At 72.2% G+C, this 23,201-nt stretch carries 22 protein-coding genes; 16 read left to right on the top strand and 6 right to left on the bottom strand.

Features of this window, described 5'->3' with window-relative positions; all coding sequences use genetic code 11:
• The first annotated feature begins 1 nt into the window (after nt 1).
• The 13 genes from ACH4K4_RS25945 to ACH4K4_RS25885 are packed head-to-tail and all read left to right on the top strand — an operon-like array spanning nt 2 to nt 14,325.
• Entirely contained in the window at nt 2–1,537 is a 1,536-nt protein-coding gene (locus tag ACH4K4_RS25945; protein ID WP_398170448.1) for a right-handed parallel beta-helix repeat-containing protein, read from the top strand.
• 1 nt (nt 1,538) lies between these two features.
• A complete protein-coding gene (locus ACH4K4_RS25940; protein WP_398170447.1) occupies nt 1,539–2,837 on the top strand; it encodes an O-antigen ligase domain-containing protein in 1,299 nt (432 codons plus the stop codon).
• Between the two features lie 8 nt (nt 2,838–2,845).
• Complete coding sequence (locus ACH4K4_RS25935; protein WP_398170446.1) at nt 2,846–4,054, top strand: glycosyltransferase; 1,209 nt, start codon at nt 2,846–2,848, stop codon at nt 4,052–4,054.
• Nucleotides 4,051–5,286, top strand: coding sequence for a class I SAM-dependent methyltransferase (locus ACH4K4_RS25930; RefSeq protein WP_398170444.1), 1,236 nt, complete (start codon nt 4,051–4,053; stop codon nt 5,284–5,286). Before ACH4K4_RS25935 ends, ACH4K4_RS25930 begins: the two co-directional genes overlap by 4 nt.
• A complete protein-coding gene (locus ACH4K4_RS25925) occupies nt 5,283–6,077 on the top strand; it encodes a glucose-1-phosphate cytidylyltransferase (protein ID WP_398170443.1) in 795 nt (264 codons plus the stop codon). Before ACH4K4_RS25930 ends, ACH4K4_RS25925 begins: the two co-directional genes overlap by 4 nt.
• Complete coding sequence (locus ACH4K4_RS25920) at nt 6,074–6,721, top strand: PIG-L deacetylase family protein (protein ID WP_398170441.1); 648 nt, start codon at nt 6,074–6,076, stop codon at nt 6,719–6,721. Before ACH4K4_RS25925 ends, ACH4K4_RS25920 begins: the two co-directional genes overlap by 4 nt.
• 3 nt (nt 6,722–6,724) lie before the next feature.
• Entirely contained in the window at nt 6,725–7,750 is a 1,026-nt protein-coding gene (locus ACH4K4_RS25915; RefSeq protein WP_398170440.1) for an NAD-dependent epimerase/dehydratase family protein, read from the top strand.
• Complete coding sequence (locus ACH4K4_RS25910) at nt 7,747–9,021, top strand: DUF4910 domain-containing protein (RefSeq protein ID WP_398170439.1); 1,275 nt, start codon at nt 7,747–7,749, stop codon at nt 9,019–9,021. The genes ACH4K4_RS25915 and ACH4K4_RS25910 overlap by 4 nt, the downstream gene beginning before the upstream one ends.
• Nucleotides 9,018–10,301, top strand: a complete 1,284-nt coding sequence (locus ACH4K4_RS25905; RefSeq protein ID WP_398170438.1) for a hypothetical protein — start codon at nt 9,018–9,020, stop codon at nt 10,299–10,301. The genes ACH4K4_RS25910 and ACH4K4_RS25905 overlap by 4 nt, the downstream gene beginning before the upstream one ends.
• Nucleotides 10,298–11,248 (top strand): glycosyltransferase family 2 protein, encoded by a 951-nt coding sequence (locus ACH4K4_RS25900; RefSeq protein ID WP_398170437.1) that lies wholly within the window; start codon nt 10,298–10,300, stop codon nt 11,246–11,248. The genes ACH4K4_RS25905 and ACH4K4_RS25900 overlap by 4 nt, the downstream gene beginning before the upstream one ends.
• A complete protein-coding gene (locus ACH4K4_RS25895; protein WP_398170435.1) occupies nt 11,245–12,444 on the top strand; it encodes a polysaccharide pyruvyl transferase family protein in 1,200 nt (399 codons plus the stop codon). Before ACH4K4_RS25900 ends, ACH4K4_RS25895 begins: the two co-directional genes overlap by 4 nt.
• On the top strand, nt 12,441–12,992 hold the full coding sequence (gene rfbC, locus ACH4K4_RS25890) for a dTDP-4-dehydrorhamnose 3,5-epimerase (RefSeq protein ID WP_398170434.1): 552 nt from the start codon (nt 12,441–12,443) through the stop codon (nt 12,990–12,992). Before ACH4K4_RS25895 ends, rfbC begins: the two co-directional genes overlap by 4 nt.
• A gap of 7 nt (nt 12,993–12,999) precedes the next feature.
• On the top strand, nt 13,000–14,325 hold the full coding sequence (locus ACH4K4_RS25885) for a glutamate-1-semialdehyde 2,1-aminomutase (RefSeq protein ID WP_398170642.1): 1,326 nt from the start codon (nt 13,000–13,002) through the stop codon (nt 14,323–14,325).
• Between the two features lie 13 nt (nt 14,326–14,338).
• Here the strand turns inward: ACH4K4_RS25885 and ACH4K4_RS25880 are convergent, their stop codons facing one another.
• From ACH4K4_RS25880 to ACH4K4_RS25870, 3 genes are all read right to left on the bottom strand, one after another.
• The gene (locus ACH4K4_RS25880) at nt 14,339–15,025 is read right to left on the bottom strand and encodes a phosphatase PAP2 family protein (RefSeq protein WP_398170433.1); all 687 of its coding nucleotides are present in this window, start codon (nt 15,023–15,025) and stop codon (nt 14,339–14,341) included.
• Between the two features lie 194 nt (nt 15,026–15,219).
• Nucleotides 15,220–16,743, bottom strand: a complete 1,524-nt coding sequence (locus tag ACH4K4_RS25875; protein ID WP_398170431.1) for a carboxylesterase/lipase family protein — start codon at nt 16,741–16,743, stop codon at nt 15,220–15,222.
• 232 nt (nt 16,744–16,975) lie between these two features.
• Nucleotides 16,976–17,392, bottom strand: coding sequence for an ATP-binding protein (locus ACH4K4_RS25870; protein ID WP_398170430.1), 417 nt, complete (start codon nt 17,390–17,392; stop codon nt 16,976–16,978).
• Nucleotides 17,393–17,709: 317 nt separating this feature from the next.
• Between ACH4K4_RS25870 and ACH4K4_RS25865 the strand changes: the two genes are divergently transcribed.
• A complete protein-coding gene (locus tag ACH4K4_RS25865) occupies nt 17,710–18,258 on the top strand; it encodes an STAS domain-containing protein (RefSeq protein ID WP_398170429.1) in 549 nt (182 codons plus the stop codon).
• Nucleotides 18,259–18,457: 199 nt separating this feature from the next.
• Entirely contained in the window at nt 18,458–18,871 is a 414-nt protein-coding gene (locus tag ACH4K4_RS25860; RefSeq protein WP_398170427.1) for an STAS domain-containing protein, read from the top strand.
• 56 nt (nt 18,872–18,927) lie between these two features.
• Here the strand turns inward: ACH4K4_RS25860 and ACH4K4_RS25855 are convergent, their stop codons facing one another.
• A complete protein-coding gene (locus ACH4K4_RS25855) occupies nt 18,928–19,290 on the bottom strand; it encodes an STAS domain-containing protein (RefSeq protein ID WP_398170426.1) in 363 nt (120 codons plus the stop codon).
• An 806-nt stretch (nt 19,291–20,096) separates the two neighbouring features.
• Between ACH4K4_RS25855 and ACH4K4_RS25850 the strand changes: the two genes are divergently transcribed.
• Nucleotides 20,097–20,612, top strand: a complete 516-nt coding sequence (locus ACH4K4_RS25850) for a 2,4'-dihydroxyacetophenone dioxygenase family protein (protein ID WP_398170424.1) — start codon at nt 20,097–20,099, stop codon at nt 20,610–20,612.
• 56 nt (nt 20,613–20,668) lie between these two features.
• Here the strand turns inward: ACH4K4_RS25850 and ACH4K4_RS25845 are convergent, their stop codons facing one another.
• Both ACH4K4_RS25845 and ACH4K4_RS25840 read right to left on the bottom strand, forming a co-directional pair.
• On the bottom strand, nt 20,669–21,907 hold the full coding sequence (locus ACH4K4_RS25845; protein ID WP_398170423.1) for an MFS transporter: 1,239 nt from the start codon (nt 21,905–21,907) through the stop codon (nt 20,669–20,671).
• The gene (locus ACH4K4_RS25840; RefSeq protein WP_398170422.1) at nt 21,904–23,145 is read right to left on the bottom strand and encodes an acetyl-CoA carboxylase biotin carboxylase subunit family protein; all 1,242 of its coding nucleotides are present in this window, start codon (nt 23,143–23,145) and stop codon (nt 21,904–21,906) included. The genes ACH4K4_RS25845 and ACH4K4_RS25840 overlap by 4 nt, the downstream gene beginning before the upstream one ends.
• Nucleotides 23,146–23,201: the final 56 nt, after the last annotated feature.

The raw sequence follows: 23,201 nt of genomic DNA, 5'->3' as shown, positions 1-23,201 counted from the left end.
CGTGGGGATCAAGTGGCGGAACTGGTCGTTGCCGGTGGCGGCGCAGGCGCTGGTCGTGCTGGGGGCGGTCGGCTGTGTGAGCACGCCGAGCGCGCGGCCGGAGCCGACCGCCGCGCCCTCCACGTCCGGGGCCCGGTCGCCCGTGGCCAAGGTGTGCGCCAAGCCCGGAACCGGTCCGGCGAAGGCGCCGGCGGGCGCGGTGACGGTCGATCCCGCGGTGGTCGGTGATCTGGCCGCGAAGACCAAGAGCAGCCCCCCGAACACCACGTTCTGGCTCCGACCGGGCACGCACCGGCTCGATCCGGACCGCTACGCACAGGTCGTCCCCAAGAAGGGAAACCGCTACCTCGGCGCGCCGGGCGCGGTGCTCGACGGCCGGAAGAAGAACCAGTACGCCTTCAGCGGGAGCGCCCCCGACGTCACCATCCGCCACCTGACCGTGCAGGGTTTCGTCGCGCCGCACGACGAGGGCGTGGTCAACCACGACTCGGCCGACGGGTGGGTGATCGAGCACGCGACGATCCAGCACAACTCCGGCGCCGGGCTGATGGCCGGTGCCCGGCAGCGGGTCCGCGCCAGCTGCCTGCGCGGCAACGGGCAGTACGGCATGAACGCGTACAAGGGCGGCGGCCGCATCAGCGGCCTGGTGGTCGAGGGCAACGAGATCGCGGGCAACAACACCGGCGACTGGGAGCGGCGGCGCGAGGGCTGCGGCTGCACCGGTGGGGTGAAGTTCTGGGCCGTCGACGGCGCCGACATACGCGGCAACTGGGTGCACGACAACCGCGGAACCGGGTTGTGGGCGGACACCAACAACAACGACTTCCGCATCGAGAACAACGTGCTCGAAGCCAACGACGGTGCCGCGCTGATCTACGAGACCAGCTACAACGCGGTCATCCGGAACAACACGGTCCGGCGCAACAACTGGGTCGAGGGCCGTCGGTACGCCGACCGTGGCGACAGCTTCCCGTTCGCGACCGTCTACCTGTCCGAGTCCGGCGGCGAACCACGGGTCAAGGCCCGCACGGACAAGATCGAGATCTACCGGAACGTGCTGGAGAACAACTGGTCCGGCATCACCCTGTGGGAAAACGCCGACCGGTTCTGCAACAGCCCGGCCAACACCTCCTCCGGTGACTGCACGTTGCTGGTGCGGCGCGCCGACCGCTGCGCGCGGCCGGCGATCGCCGAAGCCCCGCTCTACGCCGACTGCCGGTGGAAGACCCAGCGGGTGGACATTCACGACAACCGCTTCGTGCTGGACAAGTCCGTCGTGGAGTGCACGGTGAAGTGCGACCGGATGGCGGTGCTCGCCAACTACGGCACCTACCCCGACTGGTCGCCGTACCAGGGTGAGCGGGTGGCCGAGGCGATCACCCACAAGCAGCTCAACCGCTGGCACGACAACGTCTACCTCGGCCCCTGGACCTTCGTCGCGCACGATCCCAGCCGGGTGCTCGACTTCGGCCAGTGGCAGAACCCGCCCTACCAGCAAGACGCCGGCAGCACCCTCGACCCACGGGCCGGTGATTGAGATGGGCGGGGATCTGCGACGCGCTGGGCTGCCGGGCGGAGCGGACACGGAGGGCGCCCGGCCCGGCGCCGAGGCGCGCCCGGCCGGTGTGCCGAAGACCGTGGGGATCGTCTGGGGGCTGCTGGTCCTCAACACGCTCGGCTCCGCCGGGGCGAAGACCATCATCCCGCTGCCCCGCTCCTTCATCCAGGTCGTCACCATGGGCGCGCTGGTCGCCGCGTTCACGCTGGCACTCGCGCTCAACCTCCGGCTGCGCATCCGGGCCAGCGCCTACCTGCTCCTGCTCACCCTGCTCCTCGTGCCGAGCGTGATCTCCAGCCTGCAACTGGAGTCCGGGCTCGGCGCGCTGTTCCGCTGCGCCCGGCTGGCTCTCTTCGTCGGCACGCTGTGGCTGCTCAGCCGCTGGTGGGACGGCGGTACGACGTTCGTACGGCACCACATCCGGATGTACTTCGCGGTGCTCGGGTCGGTCGCCGCCGGCCTGGTCGTCTCGCCGGGCGCGGCCATGCCCGAGCTGTACGGCGGGCGGCTGGTCGGCGCGTTGTGGCCGCTCACCCCGCCGCAGATCGGACAGTACGCCGCAGTGATCATCGGGCTCACCGTGCTGCTCGTACTGGGCCGCCGCACCGACCGGGCCGGCGCGGCGGTCGTCATCGTGCCCTCGCTCGTCCTGCTCGCGCTGACCCATACCCGTACGGCCACCCTCGGCCTGCTCATCGGGCTGGCATTGGCGGTCGGCTCGCTCTTGCCGACCAGCGTCGCCGCCCGCCGGTTCGTCACCTGGGCGGTGCTGTGCGGCGCGGTGGCGGCGGTGGGGTTCGCCGCCGCGCTACGGGCGTGGTTCCTGCGCGGCCAGAGCCAGGAGTACCTCACCAGCCTCACCGGCAGGGCCACGGTCTGGGACGCCCTGCTGGCGGCGCCCCGGTCGGCCGTGGAGACGTTGTTCGGCGTGGGCCTGGGCGACAAGTCGTTCGGCGGGCTGCCGATCGACAACAGCTGGCTGGCCGTCTACCACGAGCAGGGCCTGACCGGTATCGCCTTGGTGGCGGCCGTCATCCTCGTGCTGGGCGGCGTCGCGTTGCTGCGGCCACCGTCACTGCCGAGGGCCTGTGCGCTCTTCCTGATCAGCTACTGCGCCATCGCGTCGTACACCGAGGCCGGGTTGGGTGACGCCTCGCCGTACCTGTTGCACCTGGCCGTGGCCGCCTCGCTCCTGGCGGCACCTGCCGCGGCCACGCCCCTCGCGACGCCCGCAATCCCCCGACGGCGCATCCCGCGATGGGCCCGGGATCGGAGGTGACCTCAAACATGCACGTGCTCGTGGTGCACAACCGCTACTCCTCGGCGCAGCCGAGCGGGGAGAACAAGGTCGTCGACCAGGAGGTGGCGCTGCTGCGCGCGGCCGGCCACCGGGTCGAGGTGTTCGAGCGGCGCAGCGACGACATCGCCGCCCGGTCCCTGCCGGGCAAGGCCATGGTGCCGCTGCTGGTGCCGTGGAACCCGGCGGTCCGCGCGGAACTGGCCGCCCGGCTCCGTACCTCACGCCCTGACGTGGTGCACGTCCACAACGTCTTCCCGCTCCTGTCGCCCGCGGTGCTGGCCGCCTGCGCCGACGCCGGCGTGCCCGCCGTGGCCACACTGCACAACTACTCCCAGGTCTGCCCGCCCGGCACCCTGCAACGGGACGGCCGGCCGTGCACCGAGTGCGTCGGGTCCGCGCCGCTGCCCGCCGTCCGGCACGGCTGCTACCGGAACTCCCGGCTGGCGACGGTGCCCCTCGCGGTCGGCCTGTCGGTCAACCGGCGGCGGTGGTGGTCGGGCGTCACGCGGTTCTTCTGCATCTCCGCGGCGCAGCGCGACGTCCTGGTACGGGCCGGCATGCCGGCCGAGCGGCTGGCGGTCAAGCACAACTTCGTGCCCGACCCGGACGCCCGCCGGTCGGGCGCCGGCGAGCATCTGCTCTATCTCGGCCGGCTCGCGGAGGCCAAGGGCGTACGGCTGCTCATGGCCGCGTGGGACGAGATCGCCGCCGACGGCGGTGTGGGCGTGCCGCTCGTGGTCGCCGGCGCGGGGCCGCTGGAGCGAGAGGTGAGCGCCTGGGCGGCGGGCCGGGACGACGTGCGGTACGTCGGCCTGTACGACCCGGCCCAGTGCCGGGAGGCCGTCGCGCGGTCGGTCGCCGTGGTGGCCCCCTCGACGTGGCTGGAGGCGTTCGGCCTGGTGGTCGTGGAGGCGATGGCAGCGGGGGTGCCGGCCGTCGCCGCCGGTCACGGCGCCTTCGTCGAACTCGTCGAGAACGGGGTGACCGGGCTGCTGCACCGGCCGGGCGAGGCCGCCTCGCTCGCGTCCTGCCTGCGCCGGGTCACGGCCGAGCCGGCCCGCAACCGGGAGATGGGCCAGGCGGCCCGGCGCCGTTACGAGCAGGGTTTCAGCCCGGCCGTCGGTCTTGAGCGCCTGGTGGACGGGTACCGCTCCGCGATCGCGGGGCGGACGGAATCAATGGGGGGCAGTAGATGACACGATGCCGACTCTGCGGCTCGGCGGCGATGGCCAGCGTCGTCGATCTCGGAGCGACTCCGCCGTGCGAGAGTGTGCTCGCCGCGGACCAACTGGACCGGCCGGAGCCGACGTACCCGCTGCACCTGCGGGTCTGCACCGACTGCTGGCTCGCGCAGATCCCTCCGCTGATCACCCCGGAGGAGACGTTCACGCAGTACGCGTACTTCTCCTCCTACTCGACGTCCTGGGTGGAGCACGCGCGCGCCTTCGTCGCCGACGCCGAACGGCGTCTCGCTCTCGGCCCCGACGCCTTCGTCGTCGAGGTCGCGAGCAACGACGGGTACCTGTTGCGGCACGTGGTGGACCGGGGGATCCGCTGCCTCGGCATCGAGCCGTCGGTGAACGTCGGCGCCGCGGCGCGGGACGCGGGTGTGCCGACGCTCACGGCGTTCCTGGACCCGGCCACCGGCTCGGCGGTCCGCGCCGAGCAGGGCCCGGCGGACCTGGTCGTGGCCAACAACGTGTACGCGCACATCCCCGACGTGGTCGGGTTCACCGAGGGCCTGCGCGCCCTGGTCGCGGACGACGGCTGGGTCTCCATCGAGGTGCAGCACCTGCTGACGCTGATCGAGCGGAACCAGTACGACACGATCTACCACGAGCACTTCCAGTACTACACGGTCGCGTCCGCGGCCCGGGCGCTGGCGAGCGGCGGTCTCGCGCTCGTGGACGTCGAGCTGCTGCCCACACACGGCGGCTCCATCCGGCTGTGGGCCCGTCCGGCCGAGGTGGCCGGCGAGCCGTCCCGCCGGGTGGCCGACGCGCTGGAACGGGAGAAGGCCGCCGGGCTGCAGGAGCTGTCCGGGTACACCGAGTTCTCCGCCCGGGTGGCCAAGGTGCGCCGGGACCTTCTGCGGTTCCTCATCGAGGCGGCCGAGCGCGGCGAGACGGTCGTCGGCTACGGCGCCCCCGGCAAGGGCAACACCCTGCTCAACCACTGCGGCATCCGGCCCGACCTGCTCCCGTACACCGTCGACCGCAACCCCTACAAGCACGGCAGGTTCACCCCGGGCACCCGCATCCCGATCCTGCCACCCGAGCAGATCGGCACCGACCGGCCGGACTACGTGCTCGTCCTCCCGTGGAACCTGCGGGCCGAGCTGGTCGAGCAGCTGTCCTTCGTGCACGCCTGGGGCGGCCGGCTGGTCTTCCCCATCCCGGAACTGAGCATTGTCGAGGGCACCTCATGAAGGTCGTACTTTTCTGCGGCGGTTACGGACTGCGTATGCGCGCCGGAGCGTCCGACGACATACCCAAGCCGATGGCGATGGTCGGACCGCGGCCGCTGATCTGGCATGTCATGCGCTACTACGCGTACTTCGGGCACACGGAGTTCATCCTGTGCCTCGGTTACGGGGCTCATCACATCAAGAACTTCTTCCTCAGCTACGAGGAGACGGCGTCCAACGACTTCGTCCTGCGCAACGGGCGGACCGAGCTGCTGTCCACCGACATCGCGGACTGGACGATCACGTTCGCGCAGACCGGCGTCGAGTCACCGATCGGGGAACGGCTGCGCCGGGTGCGGCACCACCTGGACGGCGACGAGATGTTCCTCGCCAACTACGCCGACGTGCTCACCGACGCGCCGCTGCCGGAGATGATCGACCGGTTCGCCCGGCGCGACGCCGGTGCGTCGATGATGGTGGTGCCACCGCAGTCCTCGTTCCACTGCGTGGACCTGGGCGAGGACGGCCTGGTGGGGGGCATCACCGAGGTGAGCCGACTGCCGCTGTGGGAGAACGGCGGCTACTTCGTGCTCCGCCAGGAGGTCTTCGACCACATCCCGGAGAACGGGGACCTGGTCGCCGACGGCTGCGCCCAGCTGGCCAAGCGCGGCCGTCTCGTGGCGCACCGGCACCGCGGTTTCTGGAAGCCGACCGACACGGTGAAGGAACGGGCCGCGCTCGACGCCGCCTACGCCAGGGGCGATCGCCCGTGGGCCGTGTGGGAACGGGACGCCGCCGGAGCGCGGGCGTGATCCGGCTCGGAGCCGGGCGCCTGGACCGGGTCGTCGCGGTGGGCGCGCACTGCGACGACATCGCCATCGGCGCCGGCGGCACGCTGCTGACGCTGTGTCTCGCGCGGCCGGGTCTGCGCGTCGACGCGCTGGTGCTCTCCGGCGGTGGCAGCGAGCGCGAGCAGGAGGAGCAGGCCGCGCTCACGGCCTTCTGCCCGGGCGGCGACCTGCGCCTCACCGTGCTCAAGCTGCCGGACGGCCGGATGCCCGCGCACTGGGACGAGGCCAAGGCCGCGGTCGGGGAACTGCGCGAGCGGACCGATCCCGGCCTGGTCCTCGCCCCGCGTACCGAGGACGCGCACCAGGACCACCGCGGTCTGGCGAAGCTGGTGACCACCGCGTTCCGCGACCACCTCGTCCTCGGCTACGAGATCGTCAAGTGGGACGGCGACCTCGGCCGTCCGGCGGCGTACCAGCCGCTGTCGCCGGAGATCGCCGAACAGAAGGTGCGGCTGCTGGAGGAGCACTACCCGTCGCAGTGGCACCGGCCCTGGTACGACCGGGAAGCCTTCCTCGGGCTGGCGCGGATCCGCGGCATCGAATGCCACGCGCGCTACGCCGAGGCGTTCGCCGTCACCAAACTCACTCTCGATCTGGGGGACTGAAATTTGCGCGTGTTGCTGACCGGACACCAGGGCTACCTGGGCACGGTGATGGCCCCGGTGCTCGCCGCCGCCGGACACGAGGTCGTCGGTCTCGACGCCGGCCTGTTCGCCGACTGCGTGCTGGGCACGCCGCCCGTGGACCCGGCGGGGCACCGGGTGGATCTGCGCGACGTCACAGCGGAACACGTGATCGGCGTGGACGCCGTGATCCACCTGGCCGCACTCTCCAACGACCCGCTGGGATCACTGGCTCCGCAACTCACCTACGACATCAACCACCACGCGTCCGTGCGGCTGGCCCGGCTGGCCCGCGATGCCGGGGTGCGGCGCTTCCTGTACGCGTCGACCTGCTCGGTCTACGGTGCCGCGGGCAGCACCGGCCTGGTGACCGAGGACGCCCCGCTGCGCCCGGTGACGCCGTACGCGGAGTCCAAGGTGCGGGTGGAGGACGACCTGCACGCGCTGTCCGACGGCGACTTCAGCCCGGTGTTCATGCGCAACGCCACCGCCTTCGGCTACTCCCCCCGGCTGCGCGCCGACATCGTACTGAACAACCTGGTGGGCCACGCGCTGCTCTCCGGTGAGGTGCTGGTGCTCTCCGACGGCACCCCCTGGCGCCCGCTGGTGCACGCCGCCGACATCGCACGGGCCTTCACGGCCGCGCTGACCGCGCCCCGGGAAGCGGTGCACGACCGGGCGTTCAACATCGGCAGCGAGGTCAACAACGTCACGGTCGCCGAGATCGCCGGACAGGTCGCCGAGGCGGTGTCCGGCGCCAAGGTGGTGATCACCGGGGAGACCGGCGCCGATCCGCGGTCGTACCGGGTGGACTTCTCCCGCTTCCGCGCCGCGATCCCCGGCTTCGACTGCGCGTGGACGGTCAAGCAGGGCGCGCTCGAACTCGCCGACGCCTACCGGGAACACGGACTGACCCGGGAGGACTTCGAGCGTCGCTTCACCCGCCTCGCCGTGCTGCGCGCGGCGTCCGACGCCGGCACCGTCGACGACACCCTGCGGTGGCGCCGATGACCGCTGTCGGGGAGGAGATGCACGCGCTGGTGGAGCGGCTGTACCCGCTGTGCCGGAGCATCACCGGCGACGGGGTGCGCGCCACCCTGGAGATCGTCGGGGAGTACGTCCCGCTACAGGTGTACGAGGTACCGACCGGGACGCAAGTGCTCGACTGGACGGTGCCGCAGGAGTGGAACATCCGGGACGCTCACGTCGCCGACGCCGCGGGCAACCGGGTCGTCGACTTCGCCGCGTCCAGCCTGCACGTGCTCGGCTACAGCGTGCCGGTGTCGCGGACCATGCCGCTGGCCGAACTGCGCGGACACCTGCACACCCTGCCGGAGCACCCGGCCTGGGTGCCGTACCGCACCAGCTACTACAAGCCGGAATGGGGGTTCTGCCTGGCCCAGGAGACCCTGGACGCGCTGCCGGACGGCGAGTACGAGGTGCGTATCGACTCCAGCCTCACGGACGGCCACCTCACCTACGCCGAGCACGTGGTCCCCGGGCAGGTCCCGGACGAGGTGATCGTCTCCTGCCACGTCTGCCACCCGTCGCTGGCCAACGACAACCTGGCCGGCATCGCGGTGGCGACGTTCCTGACCCGGGCGCTGGCGCGGGAAACCCCGTACTACACCTACCGGTTCATCTTCGCGCCCGGCACCATCGGGGCGATCACCTGGTTGGCGCGCAACACGGAGCGGATCGACCGGGTCAAGCACGGCCTGGTACTGGCCTGCGCGGGCGACTCGGGTCAGCTGACGTACAAGCAGAGCAGGCGCGGCGACGCGGAGATCGACCGGGTGCTGCGGCACGTGCTCGCCGCCTCCGAACGCCCGCACCGCGTCGTCGAGTTCACGCCGTACGGCTACGACGAGCGGCAGTACTGCTCGCCCGGTTTCAACCTCGGCGTGGGCTCGCTCAGCCGTACCCCGTATGCCGGCTACCCCGAATACCACACCTCGGCGGACAACCCGGACTTCGTCTCCCCGGAGGCGATGGCGGACACCCTTGCCGTCTGCCGCGAGGCATTCGCCGTCCTCGACCGCAACCGCCGGTACGTCAACCTCAGCCCCTGCGGCGAACCGCAGCTCGGCCGGCGGGGGTTGTACGACACGCTCGGCGGCCGCAGCGACGCGAAGCAGGCCCAGACGGCCATGCTCTGGGTGCTCAGCCTCTCCGACGGCGAGCACAGTCTGCTGGACGTGGCCGAACGGTCCGGGCTGCCGTTCGGCACCGTCGCCGTCGCGGCCGACGCCCTGCACGGCGCCGGGCTGATCAAGGCATGACGCCGATGACCACCGCGAGGGAGCAGCGCACCGCCAAGCGGGCCGTCGTCGGCCGGCTGTCCTGGGGGCTGGCCGACCAGGCGGCCTCCAGCATGACCAACTTCGCGGTGGGCATCTACGTGGCACGCACGCTGGGAGTGACCGCGTTCGGCGTGTTCAGCCTGGCCTGGCTGACCTACGGCGTGGTGCTCAACGTCGCCCGCGGGCTGGCCACCGATCCGCTCGTGGTGCGCTTCAGCGGCGTGCCGGACGCGTCCTGGCGCGCGGGGGCGGCCCGGTCCTCGGGTACCGCGCTCGGCGTCGGTGCCGTCATCGGCGCGGCGTGTCTGGTGGTCGGCCTCGGTCTCGGCGACCGCGTGGGGCCCGCGTTCGTCTGTCTCGGCGTCGTACTGCCGGGGCTGCTGCTGCAGGACGCCTGGCGGTACGCGTTCTTCGCTGCCGGCACCGGGCGGAAGGCGTTCGTCAACGACCTCGTGTGGGGCGTCGCGCTCGTCCCGGCCATGGTCGTGGCAGCCGGCGTGGGCAGCGTGGCCGCTTTCGTGCTCGCCTGGGGCGCGTCCGCCGCGGTGGCCGCGGTCTACGGCTGCCTCCAATCCGGCGTCAGGCCCCAGTTGGCCGGAGCGCGCGCGTGGCTTCGCGAGCACCGCGACCTCGGCTACCGGTACCTGGTCGAGAACGTCAGCCTCAGCGGCGCGAGCCAGCTGCGGGCGTACGGGCTCGGCGCGATCGTCGGAGTCGGCGCGGTGGGCGCGGTCCGGGGCGCCGAACTCCTGCTCGGCCCGTTCCTCGCCGTACTGATGGGGCTTTCGCTGGTGACCGTCGCGGAGGCGGCACGGGTGCTGCGGCAGGCCCCGGACCGGCTCGGCAGGTTCTGTTTCCTGCTCGGCGGCGGGCAGGCAGCCGCCGCACTGCTCTGGGGCGCGGCACTGCTGCTGATGCCGGACCGGCTCGGCGAACTCGTACTCGGCGACGTCTGGCACTCCGCCGCCCAGCTCATCGTGCCGGCCGCGCTCGGCGTCGCGGGCGCCGGCCTCGGCACCGGCGCGGCGGCCGGGCTGCGCGCGCTCGCCGCGGCCCGGCGCAGTCTGCGCTGCCAGCTGTTCGCCTCCGCCTGCTACGTCGGCGGCGGGCTCGGCGGGGCGGCCGCGGGCGGCACGGTCGGCTCGGCCTGGGGCGTCGCCGCCGCGACCGTGTGCGGCTCGGCCGTGTGGTGGCTGCAACTGCGGTCCGCCCTGCGCGAGCGCCACCAGATCCCCATCCCCGAAGTGAGGACGCCATGACCGCCCAGCCCAGGTTGAGCATCGGCCTGCCCGTGTACAACGGCGAGGAGTACCTCGCCGAGTCGCTCGACGCCCTGCTCGGCCAGACGTACGAGGACTTCGAGCTGGTCATTTCCGACAACGCCTCGACCGACGGGACCCGGGACATCTGCCGCCGGTACGCCGCGCAGGACCCACGCGTCCGCTACCTCCGGCTGCCCCGGAACATCGGCGCCGCGCCGAACCACAATTACGTGTTCACCGAGTGCCGCGGCGAGCTGTTCAAATGGGCCTCGCACGACGACCTGTACGCCCGGGACCTGCTGCTGCGCTGCGTGGAAGCGCTGGACGAGCGGCCGAATGTGGTCCTCGCGCACACCGGCCAGGCGGTCATCGACGGCGACGGCAAGGTGAAGGTCCCGTACGAGTACGGGCTCGCCACCGACTCGCCGCGCGCGCCGGAGCGCTTCCGCAGTCTGCTGTTCGAGCCCGGGGGCGACGACTTCTACGGGGTGATACGGGCGGACGTACTGCGCCGGGTGAAGCCGCACGACAGCTACCACCACGCGGACCGCACCTTCGTCGCCGAGATCACCCTGCACGGGCCCTTCCACCAGGTGCCGGAGCTGCTGTACTTCCGCCGCGACCACCCCACCCGCGCCGAGCGGGCGAACCCGGGCAAACGCTCCCGGTGCGTCAACCTGGACCCGCGCCGGGCAGGCCCGCTGCACCCGACGCCCCGGCTGCTCGCCGAGTACGTATGGGGCTTCGTCGCGGCGATCCGGCGCGCGCCGTTGTCGTCGGCCGACCGACGCGCCTGCTACCGCCACCTGGCCGCATGGATGACCAGCCGGGCCCGGCCGGGCGGCGCGGGCGAGCGGGTCGAGGACCGCGTCCCGGCCGACCCGGCCCGGCTCGCCGTCTCCGTCGACGCCCTCGTCGCGGGCCGTGCGGGGCGGCAGGTATGAAGGCTGCGACGCGGGTGGGGGTGTTCGGCCTGCTCGGCTCCGGCAACCTCGGCAACGACGGGTCGCTCGAAGCCGTGCTCGGCTACCTCCGCGCCGAGCACCCCGAGGCGGTCGTGGACGCGCTGTGCGGCGGACCCGAGGCCGTCGCGACCCGGTACCGGATCCCCGCGACACGGCTGCACTGGTACCGCGGGGAGTACCGGACCGCCTCGCGTGCGGGTGCGATCGCGGCGAAGGGCCTGGGCAAGCTCGTCGACGCCTTCCGCACCGCCGCCTGGGTGCGCCGGCACGACGTGGTGATCGTGCCGGGCATGGGCGTCCTGGAGGCCACCCTGCCGCTGCGGCCGTGGGGCTTCCCGTACGCGCTGTTCCTGCTCTGCGCGAGCGGCCGGCTGTTCGGCACCCGGGTCGCCCTGGTCGGCGTCGGCGCCGCCGCGATCGGCGACCGGCCGACCCGGGCCCTGGTGCGCTGGTCGGCACGGCTCGCCGCGTACCGGTCGTACCGGGACGCCCCGTCCCGCGACGCGATGCGGGCGATGGGCGTGGACACCGCGCGCGACGAGGTCTACCCCGACCTCGCCTTCGCCCTGCCGGCGCCTTCGGCCGCCCCGCCCTCGGGCGCGGTCTGCGTCGGCGTCATGGACTTCCACGGCGGCAACGACGACCGCGCCAGGGCCGAGGAGATCCACCGCCGCTACCTCGACGGGACGACGCGCTTCGTCCGCGCGCTGGTCGAGGACGGCAGGACCGTCCGGCTGCTCACCGGCGACGAGTGCGACGCACCGGTGGTCGCCGCGATGCTCGACGCGGTGGACTCGCCGCTGGTGACCGCCGCCGAGGCGGCATCGCCGGCCGACGTGATGAAGGAGACGGCGGCTGCCGACATCGTGGTCGCGACCCGCTACCACAACCTGGTCGGCGCGCTGAAGGCCGGCACGCCGACGCTCGCGCTCAGCTACGCGGCGAAGAGCGACGCGCTCATGGAACGGATGGGCCTCGGCGCGTACTGCCACCCGGCCCGTGAGGTCGACGCCGACCGCCTCCTCGAACAGTTCCGGTCCTTGGAGAAACACGCGGCGGAGGCACGCCGGACCCTCACCGAACACAACGAGGCCGCATCCCGTGAACTCTCCCGCCAATTCGCCGACTTGACCGCAAAGCTGTTTCCGTCGACCGCCTCGCAGGAGACCCGATGAAAGCGACCGAAGTCCCTACTGTCACCGGTGCGTACCTGTTCGAGCCGACCCCGTGCGCCGACGAACGCGGCTTCTTCTGCCGCACCTTCGACGCCGACGTGGTCCGCTCGGTCGGCCTCGACCCGTCCGCCTTCGTCCAGGACAGCGTGTCCCGCTCGGCCCGGGGTGTGCTGCGCGGCCTGCACCTGCGCTCGGGGGCGGGCGAGGCCAAGCTGGTGCGGTGCTCGTACGGGAAGATCTTCGACGTCGTCGTGGACCTGCGGCCGGACTCGCCGACGTACCGCAACCGGGCCTTCTTCGAACTGTCCGGCGAGACGCAGACGACCCTCTACGTCCCGGCGGGGTGCGCGCACGGCTTCCAGGCGCTGACCGAGGCCGCCGACACCTCGTACCGGATCGACCGCCCGCACGATCCGGCCGAGGACGTGGCGATCGCCTTCGACGACCCGGAACTCGCCATTCCCTGGCCGCTCCCGGTCACCTTGATGTCACAGCGGGACCGGGAGGCGCCGAGCCTCGCCGAGGCCCTGCACCACCATGAGAGCTGAGGCCGGCATGGACGGCGAAGAGTTCCTCCTGCCCCGGTCGCGGCTGGCGAACGAGCGGCTGCACGCCATGATCCCCGGGGGCGCGCACACGTACGCCAAGGGCGACGACCAGTACCCCGAGAACCTGGCCCCGGTCATCAGCCACGGCCACGGCGCCCACGTGTGGGACATCGACGGCAACCGCTACATCGAGTACGGCTCCGGCCTGCGGTCGGTCAGCCTCGGCCACGCTCACCCGCGCGTGACCGAGGCGGTACGCCGCGAACTCGGCCGCGGCAGCAACTTCGTCCGCCCGTCCATCCTGGAGGTCGAGGCCGCGGAACGTTTCCTGGCCACCGTGCCGACCGCGGAGATGGTGAAGTTCGCGAAGAACGGCTCCGACGTCACCACCGCCGCGGTGCGCCTCGCCCGCGCCGTCACCGGCCGCCCGCGGGTCGCCATCTGCGCCGACCACCCCTTCTTCTCCACGGACGACTGGTTCATCGGCACCACGCCCATGTCCGCCGGCGTTCCGGCGGCGACCACCGGCCTCACCGTGGCGTTCCCGTACGGAGACCTGACCGCCACGGAGGAGCTGCTCACCCGGTACCAGGACGAGGTCGCCTGCCTGATCCTCGAACCCGCCACCCACACCGAGCCTCCGCCCGGGTACCTCGCAGGGCTGCGCGAGCTGGCCGACCGGCACGGCTGCGTACTGGTCTTCGACGAGATGATCACCGGCCTGCGCTGGTCCGCTGCGGGCGCCCAGGGCCTGTACGGCGTCGTCCCCGACCTCTCCACGTTCGGCAAGGCGCTGGGCAACGGGTTCGCCGTCGCCGCGCTGGCCGGGCGCCGCGATCTCATGGAGCGGGGCGGGCTGCGCCACGACCGTGACCGGGTGTTCCTGCTGTCCACCACGCACGGCGCGGAAACGCACTCCCTGGCAGCCGCGATGGCCGTACAGGCCACCTACGTGGAGGAGGGCATCACCGCGCGGCTGCACGCCCTCGGCGAGCGGTTGGCCGCCGGAGTCCGCGAAGCCGCGGCCGGCATGGGCGTGGGCGACCACCTCGTCGTCCGGGGCCGGGCCAGCAACCTGGTCTACGCCACCCTCGGCGAGAACCGGCAGCCGTCGCAGCGGTACCGCACCCTGTTCCTGCGGCAGCTCCTCGCGGGCGGGGTGCTGGCCCCGTCGTTCGTGGTGAGCAGCGCACTCGACGACGCCGACATCGACCGCACCGTCAACGTGGTGGCCCAGGCATGTGGGGTGTACCGGAAGGCGCTGGACGCCGGTGGCCCCACCCCGTGGCTGGCCGGGCGGCCCGTGAAACCGGTGTTCCGCCGCTTGGCGTGACGCGCCACGCCGGTCAGCGGCGCTCCCGCCGGCCGGCGTCGGCCCTCCGCTCGGCCAACGGGCCACCCACCCGGTCGACCAGCCACCCGATCGCCGGTATCACCACCAGCGCGGTGCACCAGCCGCCGAGGACGTCGGTCGGGTAGTGCGCGCCCAGAGCGACCTGCGCCCAGCCCATGGCGGCTCCGGCCACCAGCGCCGCGGCGAGTACGAGCAACGTGCCGGCCGTCCTGCCAAGACCGAACCGGCCGGCCGCGAGCAGCGCCACCACAAGGGCGAGCGCGGTGACGAAGGCGGTGTGCCCGCTCGGGTAGGACAGGTTGCCGTCGCCGTGGATGGTGCGTCCCACCAGCGACTTGAGCAGTGTCGCCGTCCCCACGGCCGCGCCGGCCCCGGCGACGACGAACACCGCCGCGCGAGGACACCGGAGCAGCAGACAGCCCGTCGCGGCGATCACCACCAGCGTCGCCGCTCCGGCGGGCTCCCCCAGGAAGTCGATGGCCAGGGCGACGCGCCGCCACGGCGGCCGCACGCTGTCCGCCGTCGGCTGGACGAACCACCTGTCCACCGTGCCGGACTGGCTGTGGCCGGCGTACAGAACCCCGAGCACGACGACCGCCAGCGCGGCGAGGACCGCGATCAGCCCGAGCCACGCGCGCGGCGACGGGGGCAGCACCGCAGGCACCGGCCGGCCGGTCACACGCCCACTGCGTCCGGTCGACCTGCGGCGGCTTGCCGTGATCGGTGATTCCACGGCGTCCCTCCCCTGAGCGCACGCCTGCAACAACGGACAAACCATCGTGCCCCGTGGATACGCCGGGGCGTACGCGAACTGCTCGACGGCGAACCGGACATCGAAGTGGCGGGCGATCCCGGCATCCTTGCTGTCACCCGTTACGCGCCATTCATCATTTCCAGGGCGGCGAGATCCCAGTCGGCCCAGATCAGACGCGACGTCTCCTCCGGGTACGGCACCGTGGCGGACGCCGCGGTGAACACCCGGGTCAGCCGGTCCTCCGACCGGTACGGGGCCCAACCGGGGGAACCGGTTCCGGCGAAGGCGGTCCAGGCCGCCATCATCGTTTCCGAAAGCACACCGGCCTCGGGAGGGGGCTCCTCCCCCAGGAGCAGTTCCGCGATCTCACCGCTGAAGGCACCGAAGACCAGCGGAACGTCGAGCCCGTGGCAGGAGCCGAGCACACCGCCCATGGCCGGGCTCGGCCAGGCCAGTTCGTACAGGTACGAGGTACCGCCGCCGCTGATATGGGCCTCGGCCAGGTGGAGGCTCGGCATGCGGAACAGCCAGTCGGACATCACCAGGTCGTGCAAGTCGGTGGGGCTCGCGTCCGGATAACCCGTTCGGTAGGCACGCGCCCCGGCGCCGGGGGCGAACCATTCGACGGTGGCGGCGGCTTCCTCTTCGGTGACTTTCCCGAGCCGTCCCGACAGCACGGTGAACAGACGGCATTCGTCCCGCGTGTGCCCCACGACGAGGTCGATGCCGGCGCTCTGCCCCGCGCGCAGCGCCTCCCAGGGAGTTCGCGGCAGCACGTCGCCGTCGACCACGGGCGCGAACGGCATCCGGGCACGGGCCGCCCGGCCCCACCGCGACTCGTGGCCCGCCATCTTGTTCAGTACGGAGTCCGCCGCGTCCCGCAGGGCGTCGGGCGCCACCGGCGCGAGACCGGCGAGCGTAGGGGGCGCCCCGAGTTCGGCGGCGACGGCCGTACCGATGTCCGCGGCCAGCGGCACGCTGTAGAAGGGGCCCGGCACGCTCTGCGCCACGGCCCGGTGGAAGAGTCCGGCCGCGCGGGGCATCGCCAGCAACGCGGCCACCGCGCCCGCGCCGGCCGACTCGCCGAAGACGGTCACCCGGCCTGGATCGCCGCCGAAGGCCGCGATGTTGTCACGTACCCACTCCAGCGCGGCGACCTGGTCCAGCAGCGCCCGGTTGGGCGGCGCGCCCTCGAACTGCCCGTACCCTTCCGCGCCCACGCGGTGGTTGAACGTCACGACGACGGTGCCGCGCCGGGCCAGGGCCGTTCCGTCATAGCCGGTTCCGCCGGACGAACCGATCAGGTAGACGCCGCCGTAGAGCCATACCATCACGGCCAGTTGGGCTCCTCCGGGGTCGGGGCTGTAGACGTTGACGGTCAGCCAGTCGTCGCCGCCCTCGGTCCGCTGCGGCCCGACGCCGTACCCGAGTGCGAGGGATTGCGGCGGCGGGGGCCCGAAAGCGTCGGCCTCGCGTACACCGTTCCAGGGCAGCGCGGGCACCGGCGCCGCCAGGTGCAGATCACCGACGGGCGGCCGGGCATACGGAATGCCCCGGAAGACCGCCACGCCGCCCTGCCACCGGCCCCGGACGGTACCGGCCACCGTGCGGACTTCGGGTGCTTGAAGGGAGCGGGTCGTCATATGGATCCCTCCTTCTGGAGCGGGGCCGCGCCCAGTGCGCCGTTTTTCTCCCGCCCTGCCCGTTGTGGGGCAGCCTAGGCGGGTGGACGACAGCGCGGGGAGCCCGGTGCACGAGCAGGACGCTGGCGGTACGCGGGTTTCGGCCGCCGGTTCAGTGGTGCGGCACCACGGCCACCGGCGGGCATGCACTGTTCGCAGTGCCGCCCGGCGGGCCCCCGTCCGCGTACTCCGGTCAGCCGGTGCCCAGGGTGGCGCGGATCGTCTTTCCGCCGCCGGGCTCGCCGAGGACGTCCAGGGTGTGGGTCAGGGCGCACACGATGGTCAGGCCGCGGCCGCTCTCGTCGCTCGCGCCGGACGGGCGGAGGCTGGGCCACTTCGGGCTGTCGTCGCGTACCTCGACGGTCAGGGTGTCGGCCTGGACGCACAGCCGCAGCCGGCAGCTGCTGCTGGTGTGGCGGGTGACGTTGGCGACGAGTTCGGTGACGACCAGGGAGGCGTCGGCCGGGTCGGCGGGGCCGAAGCCGTCGATCTCGTCCCTGGCCAGGAAGGCGGCGGTGAGAAACCGGGCCCAGAAGACGGATTCGTGGGCGTGCGGTAAGAGGTATTCGGCCCGCGCCGTCCGGACACGGGCGCGACGACGGGTACGCAATGATCGGCTCACTCCCCCAAGGGCCGGCCGGCTTCTTGAGGCGAGCCTCGGTGGCCGGATCGCGATGACTGGTCTGTACCATCCATGCCCCGTTCGGGTGGCGGCCACGCACGGTCCGGACGTGGCGCTGGCAACACGGTGGGACGGCTCGGCAACCCGTGCTTGTCCCCGCGCTTTCGGGGGCATCACATCGATTGGAGCCGAACGGACGGGGCCGGCGCGACGCCCTGGCCGACGTCGGACCGCCTGCCGCGCTCACCCTCGCCACCCGGCCGCTCCCGGCGGGCCGGGGCCGTCCACCGACGGAGGAGCCGCCTGTGTCTGGACTGTGCGCACGCTACTTCCGCGGTCGCGGCGCTCCCGCGCGCCGCCTCGCGCGTACCGGTGTCCGCTGGTGGCGGTCCGAACGGATGCCGCGCCGGCGGGCGGCCGCCGTGTACCTCCGGAGCGACGGGCCGTGCTGGCGGGCGCGGCGGGAGGGGCAGACGCTGCTGCTGTCGATCCGCGGCGACCTCGACCTGGAACTCGCCCAGCGCCTGCGCCCGGCTCTGTCCCAGGTGTCGTCGCCCTCCGTACGCACGGTGGTGTTGGATCTGAGTCAGGTCACCTTCTTCGACTGCAGCGGGTTGCAGTGGCTGTGCGAGGTACGTGCCCGGGCGGCCGCGCACGGCGGAGAAACCTATCTGCGCCAGCCGCCCCGGTGCGTGTACCGCTTGCTGCAACTGGTGTCGCTCTCCCGCCCGTTCGCGCTGCTCCCGGCGCCGGGGACCGGTACGGGCAGTGGCCGCTCGACGGGTGGCGGCCGGCGCCTCGCCACCCGCCGGCGCAGCACCGCGTACGGAAATCCGCGGCCGTACGGCGGCTGAGGACGGCCGGGCGGCCTGCGCGCGGTGGCGCGGCGGTGGCCGGTCGCCGCGTCGTGATCCGCCGGTCCGCGCCCGGACGGCCGGTGGCGCAAGGGCCTGCCTCCCTGACGCGCCCACCTGGTTCCCTTGCCCGCCTACGGATAGCGTGGGCTGCCCGGCCCTTGGGGTATTGGGTGCGAGTCCCGCTCGGAGGTGCGATATGACGCACGCTAACGGGTTGGCGGTCAACCTGGTCGCCGACTGCGACGCGTGTGTGGTCGTGCGCGTCAGCGGCGCCCTCGATCACGTTGGAGAGCAGTTCTTCCGTACGACGATGGGCGGCTATGTCGACACGGGGTACCGCTTCGTGGTCCTGGACTGCTCGGCGCTGGTCTACTGCAACTCGCGCGGGCTGAACTGCCTGCTCGGGTTGCACTGGCTGCTCGGCAGGCGCCGCGGCCGCCTCCTGCTCGCCTGTGTGGGCCGCCGCGTGCAGTGGATGCTGGACCATACCGGCAGCAGGGAGGTACTGGCCGTCTTCCCCACCGTCAGCCGGGCGCTGGCCAGCCTGCCCGTGGCCGTCCGCCCCGCTTGGCCGCCCCCGCACCCGGTGAGCGCGGAACCCGGCATCTGACCCGTTACGACGTCTCGTCGGCGGCGTCTCCTACGAGGCGGCGCCCTGCGAGGCCGTCAGTTGTGGGGCCGCCGATCGGCGAACGGGCGGTCTCGCCGGGCGTCCTCGACGGTGGCGTAGCGGGGAAACCGTTGCTGGAGGCCGGTCAGGTCGAGCAGCAGGGCGATGGCCTCGTGCTCGTAGACCAGGCGCAACCAGCCGCCGGCCGCCTCGCAGCGCGCGCCGGCGGCCTTCAGTTCGTGCAGCCCGCTGCTGTCGATGAACGTCACCCGGCGCAGGTCGGCGACCACGAACGCGGGGAGCGTGGCGTCGTTCCCCCTGAGCTGGTCCCGGAGCGCCGGGGCTGCCGCCAAGTCGAGTTCGCCGACCGGGCATACGACCCGGCAGCCCTGCCTCAGCTCGGGACACCGGGTGTTCATGGCGGCCAACTCCTCGGAAGCTGCGTGATGCGGCCTGCGTCGCGGGGCCTGCGGCAGGACTGCTGGCAGCTTACGGACACCTTGCGCGCAGACGAAGCAGAAGGTTCATGAATCAATGAAACATTCACGAATGACGTGCTTCGACCGCTCAGCGACCGATCTCGCAAGAATATTGACACCACTCGACCGAAAAACCCGGGCCATGGCCTCGGCGTTCCGCGCGGAGGTTCGAATGGACGGCAACCGGTGACGACACACCGCGACCGGTCAGGACGGCACAGCTGGCGCCCGGCGCCCGGACGGCGGTGCGGGCGGTGGTGGTCTGGTCCGCGGCACTTCCTTACCGCGTCGCGGAGCTCGGTCTGCCCGCGTTTCGCTGGCCGTCTACTCCGGGTTCCCGATGGAGGCCGGAGCCGGGATTCGCCAGCTGCTGAACCCGCCGGCTGCCCTGGCGTCCACGCGGTGCGGATGACCCAGGTCCGGGACCGCGCGGAGGTCTCGCTCGCACGCGGCCTTCGACTGCATACAGGAAACCGCCGGCCTGCCCGGGTTCCGGGAGTGTGCCTTTGTCAACCATGGTGACGTCCTCCCTCCTGGGAGCGAACGCCGCCCGGACGGCCCGTGGCATCGCTTCCGCAGTGCTGGCCACGGCCGACGGCGCGCGCGAGAAGTGAGCCGCGGCGCCTTATCCGTCTCTCCACGGCTGTGGCCGGCCGTCCTGGAAGGCACTGTTGCACCGGGCGGGAGGAGTTGAACATGGGTGTACGTGCGAGTCCGTTCCAGCTTCAACAGGAAGGACGTCAGCCATGACGATCAGCTCGGATCCGAGTGCGGAGAGCCTGGCCGCGATCGAAGCGAGGATCGATCAGCGCCGGGACCAGTATGCGCTGCCCGAAGGCCATATCGCGGAGGCGGCCTCGCCGTGGCTCCCGTTCGTACCGCAGGTGATGATCAAGCACTTGACGTTCGATGTCCGCGGCGGTTCGGCCGCGAACGTCCTGTGGGTGCAGGCCGGCGGCACGCTGGGCCGCCATCGCCACCGCGGCCCGGTCTCGGGCTATGTGCTCGACGGGAGCTGGCGGTACCTGGAGTACGACTGGGTCGGCCGGCCGGGCGACTTCATCCGGGAGAGTCCGGGCCGCACCCACACCCTGGCCTCCGACGAGGGCATGAAGACCGTCTTCTGGCTGAACGGGCCGGTGGAGTTCCTCGACGAGCGGGACAGGGTGACCGAGGTGATCGACGTCTTCTGGTTCATCGACCACTACGAGCGCGGCTGCCAGGAGCAGGGCATCCCGGTCAACCGGGCGCTCTACCTGTGATTCCGGTGGGTGGTGTGGCCGGAGTCCGGCAACAGCTGTGAGACGGGGTGCGGGTGTCAGGCGCGCTGCGGCGCGCCGCGCGTCGTCCGGACCGCCGCGCGGTGGGCCCGGCCGAACAGCAGGCCGCTCGCCACGGCGACGACGGTCACCACCGTCCAGGTGAGGTTCCCGCCCGCGGCGGCGAGCAGCGGAATGCCGCCGGCCGTGGTCAGGATGACGCCCCCGGTGGTCGCGGCGGACAGCAGTCCCATCGCGCCGGCCCGCTTGTCCGCGGGCGCCAGCGCGATGAGCAGCCCCTGCATCGTCGGTCCCAGAAGAATTTCCCCGACCGTGAACACCACGACCACGGCGGCGATCGCCGCTACGCCGCGCGTCACGGTGAGGATCATGAAGCTCGCCCCCATCAGGCAGGTCGCCAGCATGAGCCTCCTGCCCCGGTTCAGCGCTCCGGTCCAGGCGACCAGCCGCACCTGGAACAGCAGCACGATGACGGGGTTGAGGAGGAAGAGCAGTCCCCACACTGACGGTGACAGGCCGTACTCCCGGACCGCGGCGACCGGGAACACGATCTCGAAGCAGTTGTAGACGGTGCAGGCCAGGAGGCTCGCTGCCGCGGCGACCCGCACGGCCCGCTTCCGGCCCGGCGCGGGCGAGGGCTCCGCCCCGTACGACACGGTGTCCGCCGGGGCGCCGCCGGTCGGCGCGGGACCGCCGGGGCCGGGGGCCTGCAACCACCGGCAGAGCACCAGGCCGAGCAGGGTGGCCGCCAGTGAGGTCGCCCAGACCGCCTGCCAGCCGGCGGGGACCAGGACGGCCCCGAGCGCGGTGCCGACGACGGCCGCGATGTTCATCACCATGCGCATCAGCGCGAACGTCGTGTCGCGGTCGGTCTCCGTGGAGACATCGGCCGCCAGGGCGTTCAGCGCCGTGGTGCGCAGTGTGGCGCCGGTGGTCAGCAGGGCGGCGGCCCCGATGCCGGCCGCGGGTTCGCGCGGCACCAGGAGGAGCAGCAGTGCCGCGGCGGCCTGGACCGTGGTACCGAGCAGCAGTACGGTCCGCCGGCTCGTGGCGTCCGCGAGCCGTCCGCCGGTCGGCCCGGCGACCAGCCCGGCCGCCGACGCCGCGGCCAGCAGGAGACCCGCCGTCGCCTGGGTGACGGGCAGGGTGGTGACGACGTAGATCGTCAGGTAGGCGGTCATCGTCCACTGGCCCGCGTAGCCGAGCGAGGCCAGGATCAGCAGCATGCGCACCGGCGGAGTGACGCGGGCGCCGAGGAGGCCTTCCCACACCGTCATCCGGGCGAGCCCGCCGCAGCCTGTTCGCGCTCGTCCTCCCATGTCGCCAGGGACCCCATCAGGTCGACGCACGCACGCAGGTTCCGCTCCACCTCCGCGCTGTCCGCCCCGTCGACCACGAAGGTCGCTATGCAGTCCGAGCTCGAATGCGCTCCGTCGAACGTCCGGGGTGTGGTGGTCCTGATCGAGTACTGGCGTATGTAGGCGGTTTCCCCGGGTTCCCGGATCGACAGCAGCCGCCCCGCCTTCGGCGGCACGAACAGCCATCCGTACCGTCTGCCCCGGTCGGCGAGGACGGTCTGCCGGCCGTCCTCCAGACCGGCCTGGTGGCGGACCCACAGCCGCAGGGGGTTGACACCCGTCGCGAGCGTGAGGGTCTCCACGACGTGGGCCCCGCCGAGCCGGCAGGCGATCTCGCAGAAGACCAGCTCGCCGTCCGGAGTACGGAATACCTCCAGGTGGAAGGGGCAGAAGCCGACGTCCGGCAGAGCGGCCACGACCCGCTCGGTGTACGCGGTCAGTTCGGCGGACTCCGGGGACCCGGGGTCGAGTTGGACGCTGCCCAGCGGAAGCGCTTCCGCGAAGGACAGGCAACCGTTCACGTAGCGGGACACCTGGGCGTACGTCACACCGGCCGAGTCCGTGAACCCGTCGACGTGGTACATCGTGCCGCCCTCGACGTAGGACTCCAGGAGCAGGTCGTCGAAGTCCCAGTCCGCCGCCGCGCGCTTCACCTCGTCCGGCCCGGACAGCAGCTCGACCCCGCGGGAGGCGAAGCCGAGGCGGGGTTTGGCCACCAGGGGGTAGCCGACCCGCTCGGCGAACTCCTGCGCGTCCCGGGCGTCCGTGGGTACCAGGAAATCCGCCGTGGGCACGCCGGCCTCCCTCATCCACTGCTTCATGTGGTACTTGTCGCGCCAGGGCAGCGCGTCGGCCAGGCCGAGCCCCGGGATGCCGTACCGGTCCCGTACCCGGGCGCAGCGGAGGATGTCGTCCTCCGTCACGTGGATGATCGCCTTGGTGCCGCCTCGCTCGCAGATCGCGTCCATGCGGCGCTCGACCTCGGGCGAAGTGACGTAGTCCGGCACGGACTCCAGGTTCGGGAAGTCCGGGGCGTAGGCGTCGTGTGTGTCGTCACTGGTGATCAACCGGATCCGGTCGATGGCTTCGGAGAGCCATGCGCCGATCGGGTTCGCAGGAGTGTGAATCCGGTAACAAAGAATCAGCTCGTCGGCCATGGCCATCTCCGTGTGCTGCGGCGGCGTGTGACACCTTCCGAATATCACCGGCCTGC

The organism is Streptomyces sp. NPDC017529, from assembly GCF_044329785.1.
GTDB lineage: Bacteria > Actinomycetota > Actinomycetes > Streptomycetales > Streptomycetaceae > Streptomyces.
The sequence above is the reverse complement of the archived record's forward strand: the minus strand, read 5'-3'. Positions and strand labels throughout refer to the sequence as shown.